Annotated in this window: 20 protein-coding genes; 5 read left to right on the top strand and 15 right to left on the bottom strand. The window is 67.4% G+C overall.

Annotated features, from left to right (window positions below; all coding sequences use genetic code 11):
• Nucleotides 1–31: 31 nt before the first annotated feature.
• Both pmbA and ACVWWW_RS10925 read left to right on the top strand, forming a co-directional pair.
• Nucleotides 32–1411, top strand: coding sequence for a metalloprotease PmbA (gene pmbA, locus ACVWWW_RS10930; RefSeq protein ID WP_027083523.1), 1380 nt, complete (start codon nucleotides 32–34; stop codon nucleotides 1409–1411).
• Between the two features lie 59 nt (nucleotides 1412–1470).
• The gene (locus ACVWWW_RS10925; RefSeq protein WP_456998695.1) at nucleotides 1471–1950 is read left to right on the top strand and encodes a DUF4870 domain-containing protein; all 480 of its coding nucleotides are present in this window, start codon (nucleotides 1471–1473) and stop codon (nucleotides 1948–1950) included.
• 64 nt (nucleotides 1951–2014) lie between these two features.
• Here ACVWWW_RS10925 and ACVWWW_RS10920 read toward each other — a convergent pair whose 3' ends face one another.
• The 8 genes from ACVWWW_RS10920 to ACVWWW_RS10885 form a co-directional block, all read right to left on the bottom strand.
• A complete protein-coding gene (locus tag ACVWWW_RS10920) occupies nucleotides 2015–2887 on the bottom strand; it encodes a farnesyl diphosphate synthase (protein ID WP_027083525.1) in 873 nt (290 codons plus the stop codon).
• Nucleotides 2880–3152, bottom strand: a complete 273-nt coding sequence (locus ACVWWW_RS10915) for an exodeoxyribonuclease VII small subunit (RefSeq protein ID WP_027083526.1) — start codon at nucleotides 3150–3152, stop codon at nucleotides 2880–2882. Before ACVWWW_RS10915 ends, ACVWWW_RS10920 begins: the two co-directional genes overlap by 8 nt.
• Nucleotides 3153–3233: 81 nt before the next feature.
• A complete protein-coding gene (gene tilS, locus ACVWWW_RS10910; protein ID WP_027083527.1) occupies nucleotides 3234–4520 on the bottom strand; it encodes a tRNA lysidine(34) synthetase TilS in 1287 nt (428 codons plus the stop codon).
• An 84-nt stretch (nucleotides 4521–4604) separates the two neighbouring features.
• Nucleotides 4605–5015, bottom strand: coding sequence for a hypothetical protein (locus tag ACVWWW_RS10905; RefSeq protein WP_027083528.1), 411 nt, complete (start codon nucleotides 5013–5015; stop codon nucleotides 4605–4607).
• An 11-nt stretch (nucleotides 5016–5026) separates the two neighbouring features.
• Nucleotides 5027–6163, bottom strand: a complete 1137-nt coding sequence (locus ACVWWW_RS10900; protein WP_027083529.1) for a hypothetical protein — start codon at nucleotides 6161–6163, stop codon at nucleotides 5027–5029.
• 238 nt (nucleotides 6164–6401) lie between these two features.
• On the bottom strand, nucleotides 6402–7361 hold the full coding sequence (locus ACVWWW_RS10895; protein WP_027083530.1) for an acetyl-CoA carboxylase carboxyltransferase subunit alpha: 960 nt from the start codon (nucleotides 7359–7361) through the stop codon (nucleotides 6402–6404).
• Between the two features lie 80 nt (nucleotides 7362–7441).
• A complete protein-coding gene (gene dnaE, locus ACVWWW_RS10890; RefSeq protein ID WP_027083531.1) occupies nucleotides 7442–10960 on the bottom strand; it encodes a DNA polymerase III subunit alpha in 3519 nt (1172 codons plus the stop codon).
• Between the two features lie 109 nt (nucleotides 10961–11069).
• Nucleotides 11070–11297, bottom strand: a complete 228-nt coding sequence (locus ACVWWW_RS10885; protein WP_027083532.1) for a hypothetical protein — start codon at nucleotides 11295–11297, stop codon at nucleotides 11070–11072.
• 204 nt (nucleotides 11298–11501) lie between these two features.
• Between ACVWWW_RS10885 and ACVWWW_RS10880 the strand changes: the two genes are divergently transcribed.
• The 3 genes from ACVWWW_RS10880 (at nucleotide 11502) to ACVWWW_RS10870 (ending at nucleotide 14265) form a co-directional block, all read left to right on the top strand.
• The gene (locus ACVWWW_RS10880) at nucleotides 11502–13592 is read left to right on the top strand and encodes a tetratricopeptide repeat protein (protein ID WP_456998694.1); all 2091 of its coding nucleotides are present in this window, start codon (nucleotides 11502–11504) and stop codon (nucleotides 13590–13592) included.
• A gap of 41 nt (nucleotides 13593–13633) precedes the next feature.
• Nucleotides 13634–13858 (top strand): hypothetical protein, encoded by a 225-nt coding sequence (locus tag ACVWWW_RS10875; protein WP_155914365.1) that lies wholly within the window; start codon nucleotides 13634–13636, stop codon nucleotides 13856–13858.
• A 218-nt stretch (nucleotides 13859–14076) separates the two neighbouring features.
• Complete coding sequence (locus tag ACVWWW_RS10870; RefSeq protein WP_027083535.1) at nucleotides 14077–14265, top strand: hypothetical protein; 189 nt, start codon at nucleotides 14077–14079, stop codon at nucleotides 14263–14265.
• Nucleotides 14266–14373: 108 nt separating this feature from the next.
• Here the strand turns inward: ACVWWW_RS10870 and ACVWWW_RS10865 are convergent, their stop codons facing one another.
• The 7 genes from ACVWWW_RS10865 to rseP all read right to left on the bottom strand — a co-directional run bounded on the left by ACVWWW_RS10865 (nucleotide 14374) and on the right by rseP (nucleotide 22486).
• On the bottom strand, nucleotides 14374–15027 hold the full coding sequence (locus ACVWWW_RS10865) for a ribonuclease HII (RefSeq protein WP_051235312.1): 654 nt from the start codon (nucleotides 15025–15027) through the stop codon (nucleotides 14374–14376).
• Nucleotides 15020–16225: a lipid-A-disaccharide synthase gene (lpxB, locus tag ACVWWW_RS10860; protein ID WP_456998751.1), complete on the bottom strand. Its 1206-nt coding sequence runs from the start codon at nucleotides 16223–16225 to the stop codon at nucleotides 15020–15022. Before lpxB ends, ACVWWW_RS10865 begins: the two co-directional genes overlap by 8 nt.
• 10 nt (nucleotides 16226–16235) lie before the next feature.
• A complete protein-coding gene (gene lpxA, locus ACVWWW_RS10855; protein ID WP_036142128.1) occupies nucleotides 16236–17018 on the bottom strand; it encodes an acyl-ACP--UDP-N-acetylglucosamine O-acyltransferase in 783 nt (260 codons plus the stop codon).
• A gap of 2 nt (nucleotides 17019–17020) precedes the next feature.
• Entirely contained in the window at nucleotides 17021–17488 is a 468-nt protein-coding gene (gene fabZ / locus ACVWWW_RS10850; RefSeq protein WP_027083537.1) for a 3-hydroxyacyl-ACP dehydratase FabZ, read from the bottom strand.
• A 66-nt stretch (nucleotides 17489–17554) separates the two neighbouring features.
• On the bottom strand, nucleotides 17555–18574 hold the full coding sequence (gene lpxD / locus ACVWWW_RS10845; RefSeq protein WP_027083538.1) for a UDP-3-O-(3-hydroxymyristoyl)glucosamine N-acyltransferase: 1020 nt from the start codon (nucleotides 18572–18574) through the stop codon (nucleotides 17555–17557).
• A gap of 7 nt (nucleotides 18575–18581) precedes the next feature.
• Nucleotides 18582–21047: an outer membrane protein assembly factor BamA gene (gene bamA, locus ACVWWW_RS10840; RefSeq protein ID WP_027083539.1), complete on the bottom strand. Its 2466-nt coding sequence runs from the start codon at nucleotides 21045–21047 to the stop codon at nucleotides 18582–18584.
• 80 nt (nucleotides 21048–21127) lie between these two features.
• Entirely contained in the window at nucleotides 21128–22486 is a 1359-nt protein-coding gene (gene rseP / locus ACVWWW_RS10835) for an RIP metalloprotease RseP (RefSeq protein ID WP_027083540.1), read from the bottom strand.
• Nucleotides 22487–22558 lie beyond the last annotated feature (72 nt).

Raw genomic sequence — 22558 nt, 5'->3', positions numbered from 1 at the left:
GGCGCGGACATGAGAACGGAAGGATAAGACATTGAACGCGACGACCACTTCGCCGGCCCTCCAGGACGACAGCATCGAGCGCCTCGACGCGCTGTCCGGCCTCTCGCAGCGACTGCTCGACCTCGCACGCAGCCGCGGCGTGACGCAGGCCGAGGTCAGCTGCTCGGAAGAAGCGGGCCTGAGCGTCAACGTGCGCATGGGCGAGGTCGAGACGGTCGAATCCACGCGCGATCGCGGCATCGCGGTCACCGTGTACTTCGGCCAGCGCAAGGGCAGTGCGAGCACTGCCGACCTGCGCGAGCAAAGCCTGATCGCGACGGTCGAACAGGCCTGCGCGATCGCGAAATACACAGAGGACGACGTGGCTGCGGGGTTGGCCGATGCGGATCTGATGGCGCGCGACACGCCGGAGTTCGATTCCTGGCATCCGTGGGCGATCGATGCGGATCGCGCGATCGACCTTGCGCTTGCCTGCGAGCAGGCGGGCCGTGAATCGGACACGCGGGTCGAGAATTCCGACGGTGCGTCGCTCAGCAGTGGACGCAGCTTGTCGGTCTACGCGAACAGTCACGGCTTCATCGGTCGCGAGCGCGGCACGCAGCATTCGCTGGGTTGCGCGCTGATCGCCGGGCGCGGCGACGCGATGCAGCGCGACGGCTGGTACACGTTCGGGCTCGCGTCGGAAGACCTGGAATCGCCCGCCGCGGTGGGTCGACGCGCCGCGGAACGCGCCGTCGGTCGACTGTCGCCGCGCCAGTTGCGCACGGGCGAATATCCGGTCGTGTTCGCGGCAGAAATGGCGCGCTCGCTCGTCGGCCATCTACTCGGCGCGGTCTCGGGCGGTGCGTTGTATCGCGGCGCGAGCTTCCTCATCGACAGCCAGGGTACGCAGCTCTTTCCGCAGTGGTTCTCGATCGTCGAGCGTCCGTTCCTGCAGCGCGGTCTGCGTTCCTCGGCGTTCGATGCGGAAGGTGTTGCGACGCGCGAATCTGCGCTCGTCGAAAACGGTGTGCTGCAGCGTTACGTGCTCGGCAGCTACTCGGCGCGCAAGCTCGGGCTGCAGACGACCGCGAACGCAGGCGGCGTGCACAACCTCGACGTCAAGGCGAACGCCGGTGATCTTCAAGCGGTCCTCGCGGGAATGGGCAACGGCCTGCTGGTCACGGAACTGATGGGGCAGGGCGCGAACACCACGACCGGCGATTACTCGCGCGGCGCCGCCGGTTTCTGGGTGCAGGACGGCCGCATCGACTACCCGGTGGATGGCATTACCGTGGCTGGCAACCTGCGCGAGATGTTCCAGCGAATCGAAGCAGTTGGCACCGACATCGACCCGCGCTCGCACATCCGCATGGGCTCGGTGATGGTGTCGCGCATGACCGTTGCGGGCGAGTCGATCGACGGCGGTTGACGCGGCTTTCACGCGGGGCGAGAGTGGCGGCTGTCGACCGTTTCCCGCAGGAGCACGCAATGAGCGACGTCAACGATATTCCCGAAGGCACCGGCGAAACGCCGCCGCCGTATTCGCAGCCTTCGCCGCCGCCGCATGTGGCGAGCACGGTGAACGCCAGCGGCATCAGCGCTGAAGAACGCCAGTGGGCGATGTTCGCGCACCTCGCCGCGCTCGCCGGCGGCATCGTGACTGCAGGCTGGGCCGCGAGCCTGGGCTGCGTGCTCGGCCCGCTCGTCATCTGGATGATGAAGAAGGAAGCGATGCCCTTCGTCGACGACCAGGGCAAGGAAGCGCTCAACTTCAACATCACCGTCGGCATCGTGTTCCTGGCGCTGTGGATCCTGACGTTCATGACGCTGGGCATCGGCATCCTGCTGACCGGCCCGCTCATGCTGATCGTCGGCCTCGCGTGGCTAGTCGTCACGATCATGGCGGCGATCAAGGCAAACGAAGGCGTCGCCTACCGGTACCCGTTTGCGCTGCGCCTCGTGAAGTAGTCCGCGCGTACGACGTGATGCAAGGAAGCCCGGCGGCGACGTCGGGTTTCTTCTTTTTGGGCGATCAGTGTGCGCGCTGGATCGCGAACGTTGCGAGTTCGTGCAAAGCGGACGCGCGTTCCCCGAAGGGTTCCAGCGCGTCGGTCATCGTCTGCTGCAGATGTGCGAGCTTGGCTTTCGACGCATCGAGGCCGATGAGCGCGGGAAACGTCGCCTTGTCCTGAGCGAGATCCTTGCCGGCGGTCTTGCCGAGCTGCGCGGTGTCGGCTTCGACGTCGAGGATGTCGTCGCGCACCTGAAACGCCAGGCCGAGCGCATCGGCGAACGTGTCGAGCCGTGCGCAGGCCTGCGCGTCGGCGTGCGCGCAGATCGCGCCCATGCGCACCGCGGCCCGGATGAGTGCGCCGGTCTTCATCGCATGCAAGCGTTCGAGTGCGGCGACGTCGACATCCGCGCTGCGCCCGGTCGCGTCGAGGTCGAGCGCTTGGCCGCCGCACATGCCGATGGCACCCGAGGCACGCGCGAGTTCGCGCACGAGGTCCATGGCAACGTCCGACGGTGCGTCGGCGAGAACATCGAACGCGAGCGATTGCAGCGCGTCGCCTGCGAGCACGGCGGCCGCTTCGTCGAACGCCACGTGTACGGTCGGTTGTCCGCGACGCAGTGCGTCGTCGTCCATCGACGGCAGGTCGTCGTGCACCAGCGAGTACGCGTGAATCAGTTCGACGGCGACCGCCGGCGCAAGCGACGCGGACTCATCGGCACCGAACAGCGCGCCGGTCGCGAGCACCAGCAGGGGACGCATGCGCTTGCCGCCGAGCAGCACGGCATGGCGCATCGCGGCTACGAGCCGCGGCGGTGCGTCGGGCAGGTCGAGCGCCTGTCCCAGCGCGGCGTCGATGCGGCCGCGCCAAGCCTCCAGGCGGCTGTCAGGCATCGGGCGTGGACGCGTCCGGATAGGGCTGGGCGGTCGACGGATCCTGTGGGTCGGTCAGCAGGCGCACACGCATCTCGGCCTCCTCCAGTGCCGTCTGGCAGCGGCGATAGAGGCCGACGCCCTCCTCGTACGCGGCCAGCGATTCGTCGAGCGACAGGTCGCCCTTCTCCATCCGTTCGACGAGTTGCTCCAGCGAATCGAGGGAGCGCTCGAAGTCGGCGACGGGGGAGGGCTGGGGCTGCTCGATGGCTTCTTTGCGCGGCATGGTCGAAGTGTGGCGGCGGTCGCGGTGCAGGGTCAATGCGACGGAAGTCTTGCCGCAGCCGCGTGGCGTGCGGGTGAGGCGTCAGGCGGGCGGGGTCCAGATGATGCGGGCGCCGTGCGTCTCGAGCAGCGCAGCCAGCGTCGCGCTGACGACGAGGTCGCCCGCGGCCAGCACCTCGTCACCCGCGACAAGCAGCGGCAGGTGTTCGCGGATCCACGGCGGGATGCCGGCGGCCAGCAGCACATCTTTGAGTTCGTGGCGATGGTCGCGACCGGGCAGGCGGATGCGTTCGCCGCCTTGGCGTGCGCGGACGCGCGTGCCAGTGGGAAGCGGCAACGCAGGCGCGAGGACGAGCTCGCCGCCGTCGGGCAGCGCCAGCGGTTTCATGCCATCCCACGCCACGTCGAACGTCGCGTCGATTGGCGCGGTCACGCGCGAAGCATGCAGTCGGTCGCGCCACGCGCGCACCGTTGCGCCGTGCCAGTCGAAGCGCGCCTGTGCATCCGGGCGTGCTTCGAGCAACTCGTCCGTAATTCGTTCGATGCCATTCGCCGGTAGCGGCGGCAGCTCGTGTGACACGATCCAGCGACGCAGCACGCGCGCGCGCCGGGCAGGATCGAGCGCGAGCAACGCGCTGCGCGAAAGATCGGCATCGTTTTCGATGGTGCAGCGCGCCAGCGCCGCAGCGTCTTCGTCGTCCAGAAGATCCGATGTTTCCGCCGCAAGCCGCGCGGCGGTCGCGAACGCATCGTCGACCGACGGCCAACGTTCGCGCAGCAACGGCATCACGCGAAGACGCAGGAAATTGCGATCGAAACCGTGGTCCGCATTGCTCGGGTCGTCGATCCACCGAAGCCCATTTGCGATCGCGTATGCGCGTAAATCCGCGCGCGCGGCGCCGAGCCAAGGGCGCCACACCACACCTCGCGCAAGCGCACGCAGCGGCGCCATCGCCGCGAGGCCGTCGATGCTGGACGCGCGCAGCGCACGCAACAGGAACGTTTCGGCCTGGTCGTCGCGATGATGAGCGAGGGCGAGGTGTTCGCCGTCGCGCAGGCTGTTCGCGAACGCGGCGTAGCGCGCGTCGCGGGCGGCGCCTTCGCGGCCGAGCGTCGAATTGGTGACGTCGACATGCACCACGTCGATCCGAATGTCGAGGCGCGCGCATTCGGCGATGCAATGTGTCGCCCACGCATCCGCATCGGGCTGCAGGCCGTGGTGGACATGCAGCGCACGCAGTCCACGCTCGCGTTGCCGTGGATCGGAAGCGAGCGCATGCAGCAGCGCCGTCGAGTCGAGGCCGCCACTCAAGCCGACGCACACCGGGGCGTCGACGGCGGGGGCGAACGTTGGCGGCGCGACGGTCATTGGCGAAATGCTGCCACGTGCAGGCCCGGAAACGACGAAGCCCGCATCGCTGCGGGCTCCGGCGTTCCCATGGGCGGGAGAAACTCAGAACTTGTAGACGACCTTGACCGAGCTATCGACCGCGCCGTCGGCGATGTAACCGATGGCGCCCGGATTGGCCGAGACCTTGGCTTTCACCGCGGCGTCGCCTTCGGCTTCCGCCGGCGCGCGCGCCTTGCCGGTGAACACGAGGCGCGACCAGTACGACGACAGGTCCGCCGCCGACTTGCCGAGAACCGTGCGGTCGAAATCGGCGCGGGTGGCGCCGCCCTTCTGGTAGACGACCAGCGCCTGCGCGCCGCCGATGGTGTCCTGGCGGCCGAGGAAAGCGCGCTTGACCGCTTCGGCGTCCATCGTCGTCGCCTTGCTCGACGCGGAGACGACGACCGAACCCGCGTTGGCCTGGAAAGCACACGCGAGCGCGAGCACCGCAAAAGTGAAACGAATCGACTTCATCGTGGATGGCCTCAGAACGTGAACGCGAGAGCGGTCGAAACCAGGTTCGCGTCCTTGGTGCCCGGGATGTCGCTGCGCAGGCGCGTGTAGTCGCCCTTGAGCGCGAGCTTCGGCGTCAGGTCCCAGCGCACGCCGACGGTGCGGTACGACTCGTCCAGCGACTGGCTGACGCTCGCGGCGTACAGCGCCGGATACAGTGGGCTGTTCACCGGCACGCCCGCGGTGACCTGCTCGCTACGCCCCGCGTCACGGCGGCCAATGGTGAAGTTCGGCATCACCGGGCCAATGCGATAGCCGAGCGTGGCGTACCAGTCGGTGCGGTTGGTGCCGGCGTACACGGTGTCGTCGACATCGAGCTTCGCGTACTCGCCGACGGCGAGCCAGTTGCCCTTGTCGACCTTCGCGCCGACGCTTTTGAACGTGCCGCGGTCGTGGTTGTAGTCGACGCGTGCGGCGAGCGTCTGCTGGCCGAATGCGTTGAGCGCGTTGGTCACCTGATCGAGCGCGGTGCCGGTCACGGTGACGTTGCCCACGATGTAGGCCGCGCGGAACGACAGCCACTCGTCGTATTCCATGTCCCAGCTCGCGCCGCGCAGCTTGTCCAGGCGCGCATCCACACCGGAGTCGTGGCCGTCGATCTCACCCTTGAAACGGCCGCCGATCACCTGCGCCTGCGAGTACCACTTGCCGACGTACGCGTCGTGCGAAAGGCTCACGCCTTCGAAGTTCGACCAGGGCTGGTTGTACATCGCGAACGGCGGACGCACCCACGGGTACGCCGCGCCCACCTGCAGGAAGTCGGAATAGCGGTACAGCGGAAGGCGCTGGCGACCGATCGACGCGGAGAACCCGCCGCCGAGCTTGGCCTTCACGAACGCCCACGCGAGCTGCGGGTGGAAATCGTTGTAGCCGTCCGAGACGACCTGCGCGGTCGCGGTGGCGCGGCTGCCGAGGTCGGCGTCGACCTGCACGGCAACGAGCGATTCCTTGAAACCGATGTCGGTGTCGTAGTCGCGGTCGGGGAACGCCTGGTTTTCACCGGTCAGCTTGCCGGCAACGATCTGGCCGAACCCGCTGACACGGACCTCGGCGTGGACGGCGGGCGCGACGAGAACGGCCGCGACGGCCAAAGACAGCAGTTTCTTCACAAATGTCTCCGTGACAGGAAGGGCCGCCTAGCGACGGCTCGCAGAGGTGCGAGCCGTCCTTGTCGGCGCTTCTTCACAGGACTTGAACATTTGGCGGCTATTTGCCGCTTAGAGACCTGAACCGTTGTGGCGCGTTCAGGGTGGCGCGGGTGTAGGGGCCCGAATTGTCACGAAAGAGCGGTCGGCCACGGGCCATCCGCTCCCTGCCGCGCACGCGGGTTTAGGTGACCGTCTTGGCTTACGCCGCCTCGTATGCCCCGTATCCGCGCAGGCGCTGGTAGCGACGCTCGAGCAATCCCTCGGCGGGCATACCGACCAGCGCATCGAGTTCGTTGATCAGCACGTTCTTCAGGCGCTTGGCCATCTGGCGCGGGTTGCGATGCGCGCCGCCCGTGGGTTCGCGGATGACCTTGTCGACCAGGCCCAGCGAATGCAGGCGCCGCGCGGTAAGGCCGAGCTGCTCGGCGGCGTCCTTGGCCTTGTCGGCCGACTTCCACAAGATCGACGCGCAACCTTCCGGCGAAATCACCGAATAGGTGCTGTATTCGAGCATCAGCGTGCGGTCGCCGACGCCGATGGCCAGCGCGCCGCCGGAGCCGCCTTCGCCGATCACGGTGCAGATGATGGGCGTCTTCAGCTCCGCCATCTCCATCAGGTTGCGGGCGATGGCTTCGGACTGGCCGCGCTCTTCCGCGCCGACGCCCGGATACGCGCCCGGCGTGTCGATGAAGGTGACCAGCGGGATCCCGAAACGCTCGGCCATCTTCATCAGGCGCAGCGCCTTGCGGTAGCCCTCGGGGCGTGGCATGCCGAAATTGCGGCGCACCTTGCTCTTGGTGTCGCGGCCCTTCTGGTGGCCGATGATCATGACGCTGCGGCCGTCGATGCGGCCCAGACCGCCGACGATGGCGGCGTCATCGGAGTACGCGCGGTCGCCGTGCAGCTCGTGGAACTCGTCGCAGATGGTCTCGATGTAGTCGAGCGTGTACGGGCGTTGCGGGTGGCGCGCCATCTGCGAGACCTGCCACGGCGTGAGGTCGCGGAAGATCTGCGCGGTGCGCTTGCGCGCCTTGTCCTGCAGCGCCCGGATCTCGGGGCCGGCGTCCATCGAATTGCCGTCGCTCGCCTGACGCAGTTCGGCGATCTTCGCTTCAAGATCGGCGATGGGCTGCTCGAAATCGAGGTAGTTCGGGTTCATGCGGGACCGGCAGGATGAAAGGCGGGCAGTTTATCCCGTGAGCGGCGAATACCGCCCGCCGGGGGCGTATGGTCGGCCGCTCAGTGCGCCCAAGGCTTGGACAGCGCGGCCTTGACCGTGAGCACGCCCGGGGTCGCGCGCAGTGCGCCGATGAGATCGGAGCTGACGCGCACGCCCTTCGGGCCGTCGAAGTCGACCATGCCGTGTGTGCCGTCGATGAGCAGGTGCAGGCGCAGTGGCGTCGGGCCGGGACGATGTGCGGCAAGGACGGCCTCGACGCGCGCCAACGTGCCGGGCTGGCGCAGGTCCACGCGCACCGACAGGCGCTGCGCATGGCGGCTGCAGACCTGCGAGAACTCCCAGCAGCGCGCGGCCTTGAGCGCGAAACCGCCGGAGAACGCGTCCTCGCGCAGGCCGCCCTGCACGACGAGCAGCCTGTCTCGGCCGATCAGCGACGCGTGCTCGGCGTAGGTCTCGGCGAAGAAGGCGCATTCCAAGCGACCGCGGCCGTCTTCGATCTGCACGAAGACTTGCGAGTCGCCCTTCTTGCGGAAGCCGACGACGAGGCCGGCGACTGTCGTCTCCATCTCCGGACGCCACCCGCCGCGACCACTATCGGGACGACCGGCCCAGATGCGTTCGAGGTCGCCGAGGTCGAAGCCGATCAGTGCATGCACGTCCTCGCGATGCGGATCGAACGGGTGGCCGCTCAGGTAATGGCCGAGCGTCTCGCGTTCGTGCTCGAGCAGCTTCGCGATCGGCCACTCGTCCGCTTCGGGCAAGTCGATGTGCAGCGCCGGCGCGGCGGTGTCGAATCCGCCGAACAGCGAGACCTGGCCAGCCGCGGTTTCCTTCGCGAGCTGGTCGGTGGCGCGCAGCACTTCCGGGATCTGCAGGAACAGGCTCGCGCGATTTTTTCCGAGCGCGTCGAGCGCGCCCGCCTGCGCCATTGCTTCCAGCGCGCGTCGATTGAGCTTGCCGTCGTCGGCGCGCTGGCAGAGGTCGAGGAGGTCTTTGAACGGCGCGGCGCGGCGCGCTTCCACGATCGCTTCGCAGACGCCGCGTCCCACGCCTTTCACGGCGCCGAGCCCGTAACGCACGGTGTCCGGTGCAGTCGCGCAGAACATGTAGGCGGACTCGTTGACGTCCGGCGGCAGCACGGTGATGCCGATCGCGCGCGTCTCGTCGAGGAACCCGGTGACCTTGTCGGTGTTGTCCATGTCCGACGACAGCACCGCGGCCATGAACTCCGCCGGGTAGTGCGCCTTCAGCCACGCCGTCTGGTACGAGACCAGCGCGTATGCAGCCGCGTGCGATTTGTTGAAGCCGTAGCCGGCGAACTTCTCGAGCAGGTCGAAGATCGGGCCGGACACGCGCGGTTCGATGCCGTGGTGCTCCTTCGCACCGGCTTCGAACTTGACGCGTTCCTTCGCCATTTCCTCGGGCTTCTTCTTGCCCATCGCGCGGCGCAGCAGATCGGCGCCGCCCAGCGAATAGCCGCCCAGAATCTGCGCGGTCTGCATGACCTGTTCCTGGTAGACGACGACGCCGTACGTGGGCGCTAGGATCGGCGCGAGCAACGCATGCGGGAACACGACTTCCTGACGCCCGTGCTTTCGCTCGATGAAGTCCGGGATCAGGTCCATCGGGCCCGGGCGATACAGCGACACGAGCGCGATGAGGTCGTCGAAGCGGTCAGGCTGCGCGCGCTTGAGCAGCTCGCGCATGCCACGCGATTCGAACTGGAACACCGCGACCGTATCGCCGCGCGCGAACACCTCGTACGCCTTCGCGTCATCGAGCGGCAGCGTGGTGATGTCGAGCGCTTCGACGCCTTCCTTCGCGCGCCGCACGTTGATCGCCTTCACCGCCCAATCGATGATCGTGAGCGTGCGCAGGCCAAGGAAGTCGAACTTGACGAGGCCGACCGCTTCGACGTCGTCCTTGTCGAACTGCGTGACCGGATTGCGGCCGCGGCCGCCTTCGTCGTGTTCGGCGAACAGCGGGCAGAAGTCCGACAGCGGTGACGGTGCGATCACCACGCCGCCGGCGTGCTTGCCCGCGTTGCGCGTCAGGTCTTCGAGCGACATCGCGAGATCGAGCAGGTCGCGGACGTCGTCTTCCGCGTTGTAGCGGGTGATCAGTTCCTGCGATGCGAGATCCGAATCCTTCTTCGACGCGTCCGAACGGCCGAGCGCGTCTTCAAGCCCGATACCGAGCGTGTTCGGGATGAGCTTGGCGATGCCGTCGACCATGCCGTACGGATGGCCGAGCACGCGGCCGCAGTCGCGCACCGCCGCCTTCGCCGCCATCGTGCCGTAGGTGATGATCTGCGACACGCGATCGCGGCCGTACTTGCGCGCCACGTAGTCGATGACTTCGTCGCGCCGATCCATGCAGAAGTCGATGTCGAAGTCGGGCATCGACACGCGTTCGGGGTTGAGGAACCGCTCGAACAGCAGGTCGTAGGGCAGGGGGTCAAGATCGGTGATGCCGAGCGCCCACGCGACCAGCGAACCCGCACCGGAACCGCGGCCGGGCCCAACCGGAATGCCCTGCTGCTTACCCCAGTTGATGAAGTCCGCGACGATCAGGAAGTAGCCGGGGAACCCCATCTTGATGATGACGTCGAGTTCGGTTTCCAGACGCGACGTGTAGTCCTCTTCCGTGCGGCCATCCGACGGCGGCACTTTGTCGAGGCGCTTCGCCAAGCCTTCGCGCGCGCTGTTGCGCAGCCACGATTCGATCGTGTGGTCGCTCGGCACCGGGAACGCCGGCAGCGCGTACTCGCCGAGCTTCATCTCGACGTTGCAGCGCAACGCCAGCGAAAGCGCGTTGTCGATCGCGTCGGGCACGTCGGCGAAGACGTCGATCATCTCCTCGCTGGAGCGCAGGAACTGCTGCGGGCTGTATTCGCGCGGACGCTTGGGGTCGTCGAGCACGCGACCGGTCGCGATGCAGACGCGCGCTTCGTGCGCTTCGTAACCGGCCTCATCGACGAATCGCACGTCATTCGTGCCGACCACCGGGATGTCGCGCAGCGACGACGCATGCAGCGCGAATGCGTTGAACGCTTCTTCGCCCTTGCGGCCGGTGCGCGTCAGTTCGAGATGCAGGCGCTCGCCCAGCACGTCCTTCCAGTCGACCAGCCAAGCTTCGGCGAGGTCATGGCGGCCGCCGCCTGCGAGTTGTGCGGCGAGGCTGTCGCGTCCGGCAAGCGCGAACAGGCCGCCGTTGTCCTCGCGCAGCCAGTCGGGGCGCATCGCGACGCCGTCGTTGCGATGGCCTTCCATCCACATGCGGCTGAGCAGGCGCGACAGCGTCAGGTAGCCCTGCCGATCGCGGCAGAGCAGCGTCATCCGGGTGGCGGCTTCGTTGCCGTCTGCGAGCGCGACATCGGCACCGATGATGGGCTTGATGCCGGCACCTTCCGCCGCCTTGTAGAACTTCACGGCGGCGAAGAGGTTGTTGATGTCGGTCAGCGCGACAGCCGGCTGGCCGAGGTCCGCGCAGCGCTTGATCAGCTCGCCGATACGGATCGTCGAGTCGGCGAGCGAATACTCGGAGTGCAGGTGCAGATGGACGAAGCGGGACGTCATGCAGTCGGGCGTGCCGGTCGCGGCTACCGGCGGCCTTGCAGACTAGCAGGCGCGCCGGTGCCGACACAGGCTTGACAGGCCTCCCGGCGGCCGCGCCGGGAACGATCGTTCAGCAGACATGGAACAGGTCGGCCGCTGCCTCGGTGTAGCGCGACTCGCGCACCCGGCGGCACTGCGCTTCGAACGCATCGGCGTCCGGGTTCTGCGACGGGATCACCGGCTGGCGGCGGGCGTTGTCCAGCGCTTCGGCGTAGCGGGCGCGGCGTTCGGCGGTAGCGGAATCGTCGATCTGCGGCGACACATGGAAGGCGTGGACGAGGGAGGTCAGGACGTTCATGGCGGTTCTCCGTAGTGGGGTGCACCTGACGAGCGGTGCGCATGCAGAGTCCCCGCCGGAGCGCGCTGGGTCATGATGGGGAGATGAGGTTTGTCCGATGCCTTGCGCAGGTTGCGAGGTTTTCAGGAGTAACCGCCGATGACGGCCGATGGCGTCCCCCCCAGCGCCGCCGTAGTCGCGAGCCGGTACCGCTTCGACGACGTCGTGGTCGACCTGGACGCGCACACCCTGGTGCGTGCGGGCGAACCGTGCACGATCGAGCCGAAAGCCTTCGCGGTGCTGGCGCTGTTGCTGGAACGAGCAGGCGAGCTCGTCCCGCGCGATGGGTTGCTGGACGCGGTCTGGGGCCATCGCCACGTCACACCGGGCGTGCTCACCCGTGTGATTGCGCAGCTGCGGCATGCGCTGGACGACGATGCGCAACATCCGCGGTATATCCAGACGCGGCATGCGCTGGGTTACAGCTTCATTGGCGAGTTGCAGGACGAGCGTACCGTGGCTGACGCCGAGCCCGTGCGTTTGCCCGAGCCGGTGTCGCAGCCGATGCCGGTTCGCATGGACGATGCGGACGTCGTTTCCGCGCTCGTCGTACCGGCGCACGTCACTTCCGAGGCCGAGCCGCCAGCCGCGACCGCGCTTCAGCGACCAGGCCGACGCCTGCTCGCAGTCGCGTTCGGATGCGCGGCAGTGCTCGCGCTCGTTGTCGCGTTCGTCTGGTTGCGACGACCGGTGCCCACGCCGCACGCAAGCGCGCCATCCGTTGCGGTGCGTGCGTTCACTTCAACAACGACCGATCCGGCGGACCGCTACTTCGCCGAAGGTCTCGCCGTCGAAATGCACAACGCGCTATCGGGCGTGCACGGCCTGCAGGTCGCGGCGTGGGCGCCCGACGCCGCCATCGACCCGCTGGCGCTCGGTCGTCGCCTCGGCGTGGCCAGCGTGCTCGACGGCCGCGTGCAGCGTCTCGGCGACCGTGTGCGCATCGACGCACGATTGATCGGCGTTCCGTCCGGTGACCTGCTGTGGAACCGCAGCTACGGCGGCCGCCTGCACGATGTGTTCGAGCTGCAGAGCCACATGGCGTCCGACGTCGCCGCCGTGCTCGTCGGCGCGTTGCCCGATGCGGGCCAGGGGCTGCGACGCCGCTTGGCCACCACGCATGACGTCGCCGCGTTCGACGCCTACCTGCGTGGCCTGCACGAGCTGCTCGCGCCCGGCGGCGATCGCCCGCGCGCGATGGGGTACTTCCGCACGGCGCTGGCGCGCGATCCAGGTTTCGCGCGCGCGCAGGCCGCGATCTGTCGCACCGAAGCATGGCGATTCGAAAGCCAGCGCAATCCGGCCGCATTCGAATCGGCGCGTCTCGCATGTCGCACCGCAGAGAACATGGATCCGGCGATCGGCGAAGTGCAGCTCGCGTTCGGCGACCTCTACCGCGTCAACGGCAACCTCGAGAAGGCGGGCGAGTACTACCGTCACGTGGTCGACTATCCGGGCCAGCGCGCCGATGCGCTCGTAGGGCTGGCGAAGGTCGACGTGGCGCGCGATCGCATCGACGACGCGCTCGCCCACTTCCGGGAAGCGCTGCGCGCCAGCCCGTCCGACGCGCACATCTATGCCGAACTCGGCTACCAGCAATATCTGGCCGGGCGCGTTGAGGACGCACTCGCGTCGCTCGAACAGGCCACGCGACTCGCGCCTGACAACGGCGACTTCTGGGGTCTGCAGGGCGCATTGCTGCTCACGCTCGGTCGGACCGATGCCGCAGAAAAGGTGCTGGAACGCGCGGTCGCGCTCGACCCGGACGATCGAACGCTCGCCAACCTCGGCACGGTCAAATACCAGCACGGCGACTACGCATCCGCTGCCGCGCTCTACCAACGCGCGGTCGCGCTGAGCCCGGACACCGCGATCAATTACGGCAACCTCGGCGACGCGTTGCTGGCCGACCCGCGCACCGCCGGCCAAGCCCCGCAGGCATTCCGCAAAGCCGCGGAGATCGCGCAGCGTTACGTTGACTTCAACGGCGGCGACGCGATGACGCTGGCCGCGCTCGGCTGGTATCGCGCGAACATCGGCGAGAACGAGCGCGCGCTAGCGCTGGTGCGGCAGTCGGAGATCAAGGGCGACCAGACGGCGGACGTCGCGTTCTACAACGCGGAGACGCTGCTGAGGTTGGGCGATGCCGACGGCGCACGCCGACGCATCGAAACCGCGCGGCATGCGGGCATCGCGGAAAGCCGCATCGTCACCAATCCCTTGTTTACGCGCGGCGGCCTTGTCGCTGCGCGCTGAAGATTTCGCCCGCCCGGGTGCACCGCGGAGTTGCCATGTCCATGTCGTCCACGCTCGATCCACCGACCGGAACCGGTACCGACGAGCAGCGCATCGAACTCACGCTGCCCAACGGCGGGCGCGTGATCGTCATCTGCCGTTTCCATCTGGGTATGAACGTGCCGGTCGTGGGCCCGCCGAAGCCACCGAAGGGGCCAACGCTAATGTTTCCGGTGGACGACGACATCGGCATCAGCATCGAGACCGAGGTCCTGATGCCCGGTTGAAGTCGCTGGCCGTGCGGTTGTCGACCCCGACGACGCGCCGCATTTGATGCACGTCGGTCGGTGACCGCGCCGCATGTTTTGCGGCGGACGAGCACTGCATGCACGGAGTTTTTCACCAAGTGCGGCCAGCGCACTCGTCCTTCATGCGTTGTTTGCACGTGCGAGCCAACGCAGCGCGATGATGCGTCGCCCGCAACGGGCCGACCCGGAGGTGTGCCATGACGTCACCGTCCTTCACGTTCAGAACCGACAAGACCGCGACATTCCAGCCGCGCGACTCTCGACTGCTTCCGACCGAGGAACTCGCGCCGCGACGCGAAGGCTCGTCGTCGATCAACAACACGCCCGTCGTCGGGCCGCCGAAGCCTGTGAATGCTCTCGCGGGCGAGCCGCCGAGGGAGTCGTAACGCAACGCGGAGGTCAGACACGGGACGTCGTTGTCGTGTCGATTCGTGACGCGAAGCGAACACTCGTTGAGACGCGAACCTGACACGGTCGCGCCGAACGTTAGACGTTCAGAGCAACGCCACGGCGCGTTGCTCGTCGGCGATGGCCTCGCTCGAACGCACGGGCGCAAACGACCGGCGATGTTCCGGGCACGGCCCGTGCTTCGCCAGCGCGGCGAGGTGCTGCGGCGTCGAATAGCCCTTGTGCTGGTCGAAGCCGTACTGCGGCCAGCGCGCGTGCATCTCGACCATCAGCGCGTCGCGATGGGTCTTGGCGAGAATGGAGGCCGCCATGATCGAACGGCAGCGCGCGTCGCCGCCGATCCATGCCTCGCCAGCGCAGGGCAGGCCTTTCGGCACGACGTTGCCATCGATGCGCGCGATGTCCGTTGCGTGACGCACGGCCTCGACGCATTCGCGCATGCCGAGCATGGTCGCGTGGAAGATGTTGATGCGATCGATCGTGCCGACATCGATCACCGCGATGTGGAACGCGATCGCGCGCTCGCGAATGCGCACGGCGAGCACGTCGCGACGCTCGGCGATGAGTTGCTTGGAATCGTTGAGTCCGTTGATCGGCGTGCGACCCGGCGAAAACACCACCGCGGCCACGACGACCGGCCCCGCCAGCGGCCCGCGACCGGCCTCGTCGACGCCCGCGATGCGCTGCGCGCCGCGGTCGACGGCGATCTCGAGTTCGGGTTGCAGCGGCGCGTCAGCCATGCCGCGAGGATACGACTTCGACCACCGCATCCGCTGCGCGCGACGAGGCGTCGCGGCGCAGTTCGTCGTGCAGGTTCGTGAATCGCGGCGTGAGGTCCGCGACGGCCTCCGCGCTGCGGAACCAGTGCAGTACCGCCACGGCGAGCTTCTCCGGCGTGCAGTCCTGCTGCATCAGTTCGGGTACCACGTCGGCGCCGGCGAGGATGTTGGGCAGCGCGTATCGGCTGACCTTGAGCATGCCGAGTCCCTTCACCATCCGGTAGGTCGTGGCCGCGACCTTGTACGCGACCACCATGGGACGCTTGGCGAGCATCGCTTCCAGCGTTGCGGTACCCGAAGCGAGCAGCACGACGTCGCTGGCGATCATCAGCGTGCGCGCGTTGCCGTCGATGATCGTCAGCGCGTCGCCGAGCCGCTCGCGTGCGGGCGACTGCGCGAGGACGTGTTCGAAAGTCTGTCGGGCGCGCGCGTCGGCCATCGGCGCGACGATGCGAAGGTCGGGCATGGCGTCACGCACGCGGGCGGCCGCATCGATGAAATCGGCGCCGAGACGCTCGATTTCCCCGGTTCGAGAGCCGGGCAGCAGCGCGAGCACAGGTGCATCGTTCGCAAGCCGAAGCTTCCCGCGCGCGGCTGCGCGATCGGGCTGCAATGGCATCTCGTCCGCGAGCGGATGGCCGACGAAGCGTGCGTCGACGCCGTGCTTCGCGTAGATCGCGGGTTCCATCGGAAAAAGGCACAGCACGCGGTCAGCCGATCGCCCGATCTTCGCGGCCCGGCCCTCGCGCCAGGCCCAGACCGATGGGCTCACGTAATGCACGGTCGCGACGCCGCGTTCCTTCAGCCACCGCTCGACGCCGAGGTTGAAGTCCGGCGCGTCGATGCCGATGAACACGTCCGGCTGCCAGGCGAGCACGCGGTCGCGCAGCGCGCGGCGCAGCTTCAAAAGGCGCGGAAGATGGCGCAGCACTTCGGCAAGACCCATGACGGCGAGCTCGCCGGCGTCATGCCAGGCGTCGAAACCGGCTTCGCGCATGCGGTCGCCACCGATCCCCGCGAACTCGGCATCCGGCCAGCGTGTGCGTAGCGCTTCGATCAGTCCGGCGCCGAGCAGATCGCCCGAGGCTTCGCCAGCGACGATCGCGATGCGGTGTGGACGTTGCGACGTCGACATGAGTTCGAACCGGCGGGCGCGCAGCGCGGCGGGATCAGCGCAGCAGCGGCCGGTCGCCGGCGTTGACGAAGTCGAGCAGCATGCGCACGTCGTCGCTGCCGCCCGCGATCTCCGCGAGCTTCGCGCGCGCCTCGTCCAGCGATCCGCCGGCGACGTACAACGCACGGTAGGCGCGCTTGATCGCAGCAATACGCGCGGCGTCGAACCCGCGACGCTTCAGGCCTTCGGCGTTGATGCCGCGCGGCCGGCCGTAGTCTTCCTGCGCGACCATCACGAACGGCGGCACGTCGCCGTTGACGAACGCGCCCATGCCCACGAACGCATGCGCGCCGATGCGGCAGAACTGGTGGATGCCGGCGAAACCGCTGAGGATCACGTGGTCGCCCACCGTGACGTGGCCGGCGAGCGTCGCATTGTTCGAGAAGATGCAGTGGTTACCGACATCGCAGTCGTGCGCGACGTGCACGTACGCGAGCATCCAGTTGTCGTTGCCGATGCGCGTGACGCCGCCGCCGTTGCCGGTGCCGCGATTGAGCGTCACGAATTCACGGAACGTGTTGCCGTCACCGATGACGAGTTCGACGTGCTCGCCCGCGAACTTCTTGTCCTGCGGCTCGCCACCCACCGCGCAATGGCCGATGAAATGATTCGCGCGACCGATGCGCGTCGGGCCGAGAACGCTGCAGTGCGGCCCGAAGACAGTGCCGTCGCCGATCTCGACGTCGTCGCCGATGTAGCAGAACGGGCCGACCGCGACGTCGTCGCCCAGTCGCGCGCCGGGTTCGACCACCGCGCTCGGATGAACGCGCGTTGCCATGCTCAGCGCTGCGCCTCGGCGCAAAGAATGTCGGCGCAGGCGACCTGTTCGCCGTCGACGCGCGCGATCGCCACGTACATCGCCATGTTGCGGATCACGCGCTTGAGCTCGACATCGAGCTCGAGCCGATCGCCGGGGACGACCTGCTTCGAGAACTTCGCGTTGTCGACCTTGACGAGATAGAAGAGCTTGTCGCCGTCCTTGTCGTTGCCTTCCGACTTCGCGGTGAGCGTGGTGAGCAGGCCGCCGGCCTGCGCGAGCGCTTCGATGATGAGCACGCCCGGCATCACCGGGTTACCCGGGAAGTGGCCGGTGAAACACGGCTCGTTCACCGTGATGTTCTTGTAGGCCAGGATGCGCTTGCGGGGCTCGAACTCGACGACGCGGTCCACCAGCAGGAACGGGTAGCGGTGCGGCAGGAGTTTTTCGATGCCGCGGACGTCGACGGGGAGCTGCACGGTCTGGTTCATTCGGATCCTGCAAAGCGGCCGGGCTGACCGTCGCCGAAGCCGCCCATGATACGGCGGGGCGCCGGATCAGTCCCGGCGGGTCCGAAACAGGCGGTCGAGCTGGCGGAAGCGGGCGGCGTTGCGCCGCCATGTGCGGTTGTCCATCAGCGGCGTGCCGGACGAGTATTCGCCGGGTTCGCGCAGCGAGTGGGTGACCAGGCTCATCGCCGTCACGGTGACTTTGTCGACGATTTCGATGTGGCCGACGATCCCCGCGCCGCCGCCGATCAGACAGTAGCGGCCGATGCGCGTGCTGCCGGCGACCGCCACGCAGCCCGCCATCGCCGTATGCGCGCCGATTCGGACGTTGTGGCCGATCTGGATCTGGTTATCGAGGCGGACGTCGTCCTCGAGCACGGTGTCGTCTATCGCGCCGCGGTCTATGGTGGTATTCGCGCCGATTTCGCAGTCATCGCCAATCACGACACCGCCCAGCTGCGGCACCTTGAGCCACGTGCCTCGATCCATCGCGATCCCGAAGCCGTCCGCGCCGATCACGGCGCCTGGATGCACCAGCACGCGTGCGCCGAGACGGACGCGCGTGACCAGCGTGACGCGTGCGACGAGCCGTGAGCCTTCGCCCACGATGCAGTCGTCGCCGATCACACATCCGGCGCCGATGGTCGCGCGGGCACCGATCAGGCTTCGCGCGCCCACGCTGACGTGCGGGCCGATGCTAGCAGATGCATCGACGGTCGCGCTTGGATCGACAAACGCCGTCGGGTGGACACCGGGCGCCGCAACAGGCAGCACTTCGAACAGCGCGGCAATGCGTGCGTAAGCCGCATAAGGATCGCGCGCGATCAGCGCCGTGCCGGGCGCGGCGTCCGCGTCTGCTGCGGCCAGCACTACGACGCCCGCGCGCGTGCTCGCCAGCGAAGCGCGGTACTTGGAATTGGAGAGAAAGGTCAGGCGGTCCGGCGCGGCATCGGCAATCGTGGCGACGCCGCGAACGAATGTCGCGGCGTCGCCATGGACTTCGAGTCCGAACCGCTCCGCGAGCTCGCCAGCGGTGTACTGCGAGCGATGCTCGTGGCCCGGCGTCATAGGGATATCAGAACACGCCGCCGAAGGTGAACTGCAGGTGCTCAATCTCGTCGCCGTCCTTCTTGCGGAACGGGATGGCGTAGCTGATGGAGATCGGGCCCATCGGCGAGCGCCACAGCATGGAGATACCGCCAGACGCGCGGAGTTCGCCCGTATCGAAGTCCCCGCGGCCGGCGAACACATTGCCGACGTCGACGAACGCGGACACGCGCGCCGACGGGCTGTTGATCAGCGTCGGGAAGAACATCTCGGCAGAACCGATCGTCTTGACTGCGCCGCCGATCGGCTGGAGGAAGTTCGAACCTGCCGCCGCCGCGCGCGGGCCGAGCGTGTTGTCCGAGAAGCCGCGGACCGACCGCACACCGCCCGCGTAGAAATTCTCGAAGAACGGTAGGCCCGTCGCGGTGACGGTCTTGACGTAATCCGTCGACGTCGTGAGGCAGGGTTCGCTCGGATTCGCGCCCGGAACAACGGTGTCGGCCACGCCGTCGCCGTTGGCGTCGATGACCGTGCTGTTCGTGAAACAGACGTTGCGGGTGAAATCCTTCCCGTAGCTGTCGCCGTAACCCAACTCCGCGCGCGTGTTGAGTACGAGGTGGCGGTTCAGACGCCAGAACTTCGAGACGTCATAGCTGAGCTTGTAGTACTGCACGGTCGAGCCGGGCAGGGCGACTTCGGCGTTGAAGCGCTGCAGCAGGCCGACGTTCGGCGTCAGGAAGTTGTCAAGCGTGTTGCGCGACCAACCGATCTGTCCGCGCAGCGTGTGGAACGTGCGGTTACCGACGGCGTCGATGTAATCCACCAACGGCTGCGGCGCGCTGCCCGGATACGCAAACACTTCGTTGGAGTCGACACCGAGCAGCGCGGTGATCGAATCGGTTTCGGAGATCGGAATCCCGAGAACTGCCTGCGCAGCGCCACTCGTCGAGCTGTACTGCGCGGTGTTGAAGTTCGAGTTGTCGAACTCGCGCCACCACAGGTTGTAGCCGAGCGAGACGCCGCTGTCGGTGAAGTACGGGTTGACGAACGAGAAGTCGTAGCGCTGCAGGTACGAGTTGCGGTTCGCCTGCACTGACACCCGGTTGCCGGTGCCCAGGAAGTTGTTCTGCGACAGCTGGATCTGCGTCGTCAGGCCGCTGAGCTGCGAATAACCGAGGCCGAAAACGAAGCTGCCCGACGTCGTCTCCTTAACCGTAACGACCACGTCCACTTGGTCGGGCGAACCCGAGACCGGCTGGTTGTCGACATCGACGGTTTCGAAGAATCCAAGGCCCTGCAGGCGGATCTTCGATCGGTCGAGCGCGGCCTGCGAATACCAGCTGCCTTCGAACTGACGCATTTCGCGGCGAAGCACTTCGTCCGACGTGCGCGTATTGCCCTTGAAGATGATGCGTCGCACGCTCACGCGCGGCCCCGGCACCACCTGCATGTTCAGGCTGACCGTCTTATTTTCCTTGTCGATGTCCGGGATCGCGTTGACCTGCGCAAACGCGTAACCGATGTTCGACAGCGTCGCGGAGATCGCATCCGACGACAGCTCGAGCAGGCGACGCGAGAAGATCTGGCCTTCCTTGACGTAAACGCGACGCTCGACTTCCGACTTCGGCAGAACGGTGTCACCGGTCACTTCGACCTTGGCGACCTTGTACTGCTCACCCTCGGTCAGGCCCGCGGTAATGAACATGTCGCGACGGTTCGGGCTGATCTCGACCTGCGTGCTGTCGACGCTGAAGTCGACGTAGCCGCGATCGAGATAGAACGAGTTGAGCTTCTCGAGGTCGCCGGAGAGCTTCTCGCGCGAGTACTGGTCGTCGCGCTTGTACCAGCTCTTCCAGTTGGTCTCGCGCGATTCCCACGTGTCGCGCAGGTCCTTCTCGTCGAACTTTTCGTTGCCGACCAGGTTGATGTGGCGGATGCGCGCGGCGCCGCCTTCCTTGATCGCGATGGTGACGTCGACGCGGTTGCGGTCGAGGCGCGACACCGTCGGGTTGATCTCGACGTTGTACTTGCCGCGGTTGTTGTACTGGCGCGTCAGTTCCTGCGTCACGCGATCCAGCGCAAGGCGATCGAACGTGCCGCCTTCGGACAGACCGATCTCGGTGAGGCCCTTGGTCAGGTCCTCGGTCTTGATGTCCTTGTTGCCGGTGATCGTGAGCTTGTTGATCGACGGGCGCTCGACGACGTGGACGACGAGGATGTCGCCTTCGCGGTCGACGCGAACATCCTCGAAGAAGCCGGTCTTGTAGAGCGCGCGGATCGCGTTCGCGACCTTGTTCGGGTCGACGGCATCGCCGCGCTCGATCGGCATGTAGGTGAACACCGTGCCGGCCGAGATGCGCTGCAGGCCGTCGACACGGATGTCGCTGACGGTGAAGGGCGCGAACGTGTCGGCGAAGGCGGAGGTGACCGGAGCCGCGACCATCGCGGACGCGAGGGCGAGGGCAAGCAGGCGGCGGGGCAGGGGTCGCGTCATCATCAGTCCGGTTGGATCGAATCCAGGGAAGCGCCGCAGGCAATCGGCCGGCGCGGTGGAGAGGTCGGCTAAAGCCGCCGTCAGCGCACCAGGTTGTTCACGATGTCGTTGTAGAACGCCAGGCCCATGAGGCCGACGATGATCGCCAGGCCGACGAATTGCCCGGCCGCCATGGCGCGATCGCTGACCGGGCGGCCTTTGATCAGCTCGATAAGGTAATACAGCAGGTGACCGCCATCCAATATCGGGATGGGGAGCAGGTTCAGAATGGCCAGGCTCAGCGAGAGCATCGCGAGCATCGAGAGGTACCAGGCCGGGCCGTGCGAGGCATATGCGTTCGCGGCGCGCGCGATCGTGATCGGGCCCGCGACGGTGTTGCGAACGTCGACTCGACCCGAAAATGCGCGGCCGAGCATGGCCACGAGCTCGTGCGCCTGGTGCGCGGTTTCACCGATCGCGGCCGGGATCGCATCGATCGGGCCGTAGCGCAGGACGGCGTCCGGAACGGGATCGCCCGGCTCGGCGACACCCGCGCCGAGCATCCAGCGCGTGCCGCCTTCGTCGGTGCGCAGGACCGGCTTCATCGGCAGCGCGAGGCGCTCGCCGTGGCGCTCGACCTCCACCATCGCCGACTCGCCGCTACGGCCGACCGCGCCCACGAGCGGCGCGACGTCGTCCCACGCGCGCACGGGCTGGCCGTCGACCGCGGTGATCAGGTCGCCGGGCTGCAGCACACCGCTGGCGGGAGTGCCCGCGACGACCTTGCCGACGCGCGCCGGAACAAGCTGGTGGCGTGGCGCGATGCCCATGGCCTGCACCGCACGCAGTTCGTCGATGCTCGCGGGGAGCTGCGAAAGATGGAGATGGCGCGTCGCTTCGGCGCCTGCGGGCGTGCGTACGCGAACGTCGATGTCATGACGATCCAGCGCAGCGGGAATCAGCGCGAGTTCGGCTTCCGACCAGGTCGGCGTCGGACGATCGCCCACCGCGAGCACGATGTCGCCCGCGCGCAGTCCGGCGATGGCCCCTAGACCGGTCGAGCTACCGATCGCGGGAACGAAATCCGGGCGCCCGATCACGAACATGCCCCACAGCAGGAGCACGCAGAGCACGAGGTTCGCGACCGGCCCGGCGAGCACGATCGCCATGCGCTTGAGCACCGGCTTGCGATTGAACGCGAGGTGCAGATCGCCCGGTGCGACGTCGCCTTCGCGCTCGTCCAGCATCTTCACGTAGCCGCCGAGCGGGATCGCCGCGACTGCGTATTCCGTGCCATCGCGCCCGACGCGCGACCACAGCGCGCGGCCGAAGCCGATCGAAAAGCGCAGCACGCGCACACCGCAGCGCCGGGCCACCCAGTAGTGCCCGAACTCGTGGAAGGTCACGAGGATGCCGAGGCTGACGGCTAGCCACCAGATCGAACCGAGCAACTCGTTCAAGGCGTTCTCCCGCGACGACCGGCCGCGGCTGCGGAAGCAGACCGCAGGACCGGCCGATGGTTCAGTCCATCG

Source organism: Lysobacter sp. HA18 (assembly GCF_054057595.1).
Note: the sequence above shows the minus strand (reverse complement) of the source record. Positions and strands in the feature narration are given on the sequence as shown.

Excerpts from the sequence above, each read along its gene's own strand:
- lpxA (WP_036142128.1), bottom strand. The coding sequence starts at position 17,018 with ATGGCAACGCGCGTTCATCCGAGCGCGGTGGTCGAACCCGGCGCGCGA.
- ACVWWW_RS10875 (WP_155914365.1), top strand. The coding sequence starts at position 13,634 with ATGTCGTCCACGCTCGATCCACCGACCGGAACCGGTACCGACGAGCAG.
- bamA (WP_027083539.1), bottom strand. The coding sequence starts at position 21,047 with ATGACGCGACCCCTGCCCCGCCGCCTGCTTGCCCTCGCCCTCGCGTCC.
- ACVWWW_RS10865 (WP_051235312.1), bottom strand. The coding sequence starts at position 15,027 with ATGGCTGACGCGCCGCTGCAACCCGAACTCGAGATCGCCGTCGACCGC.
- dnaE (WP_027083531.1), bottom strand. The coding sequence starts at position 10,960 with ATGACGTCCCGCTTCGTCCATCTGCACCTGCACTCCGAGTATTCGCTC.
- ACVWWW_RS10885 (WP_027083532.1), bottom strand. The coding sequence starts at position 11,297 with ATGAACGTCCTGACCTCCCTCGTCCACGCCTTCCATGTGTCGCCGCAG.
- lpxD (WP_027083538.1), bottom strand. The coding sequence starts at position 18,574 with ATGACGCCGGGCCACGAGCATCGCTCGCAGTACACCGCTGGCGAGCTC.
- fabZ (WP_027083537.1), bottom strand. The coding sequence starts at position 17,488 with ATGAACCAGACCGTGCAGCTCCCCGTCGACGTCCGCGGCATCGAAAAA.
- ACVWWW_RS10895 (WP_027083530.1), bottom strand. The coding sequence starts at position 7,361 with ATGAACCCGAACTACCTCGATTTCGAGCAGCCCATCGCCGATCTTGAA.
- tilS (WP_027083527.1), bottom strand. The coding sequence starts at position 4,520 with ATGACCGTCGCGCCGCCAACGTTCGCCCCCGCCGTCGACGCCCCGGTG.
- ACVWWW_RS10915 (WP_027083526.1), bottom strand. The coding sequence starts at position 3,152 with ATGCCGCGCAAAGAAGCCATCGAGCAGCCCCAGCCCTCCCCCGTCGCC.
- ACVWWW_RS10905 (WP_027083528.1), bottom strand. The coding sequence starts at position 5,015 with ATGAAGTCGATTCGTTTCACTTTTGCGGTGCTCGCGCTCGCGTGTGCT.
- ACVWWW_RS10920 (WP_027083525.1), bottom strand. The coding sequence starts at position 2,887 with ATGCCTGACAGCCGCCTGGAGGCTTGGCGCGGCCGCATCGACGCCGCG.
- ACVWWW_RS10925 (WP_456998695.1), top strand. The coding sequence starts at position 1,471 with ATGAGCGACGTCAACGATATTCCCGAAGGCACCGGCGAAACGCCGCCG.
- ACVWWW_RS10870 (WP_027083535.1), top strand. The coding sequence starts at position 14,077 with ATGACGTCACCGTCCTTCACGTTCAGAACCGACAAGACCGCGACATTC.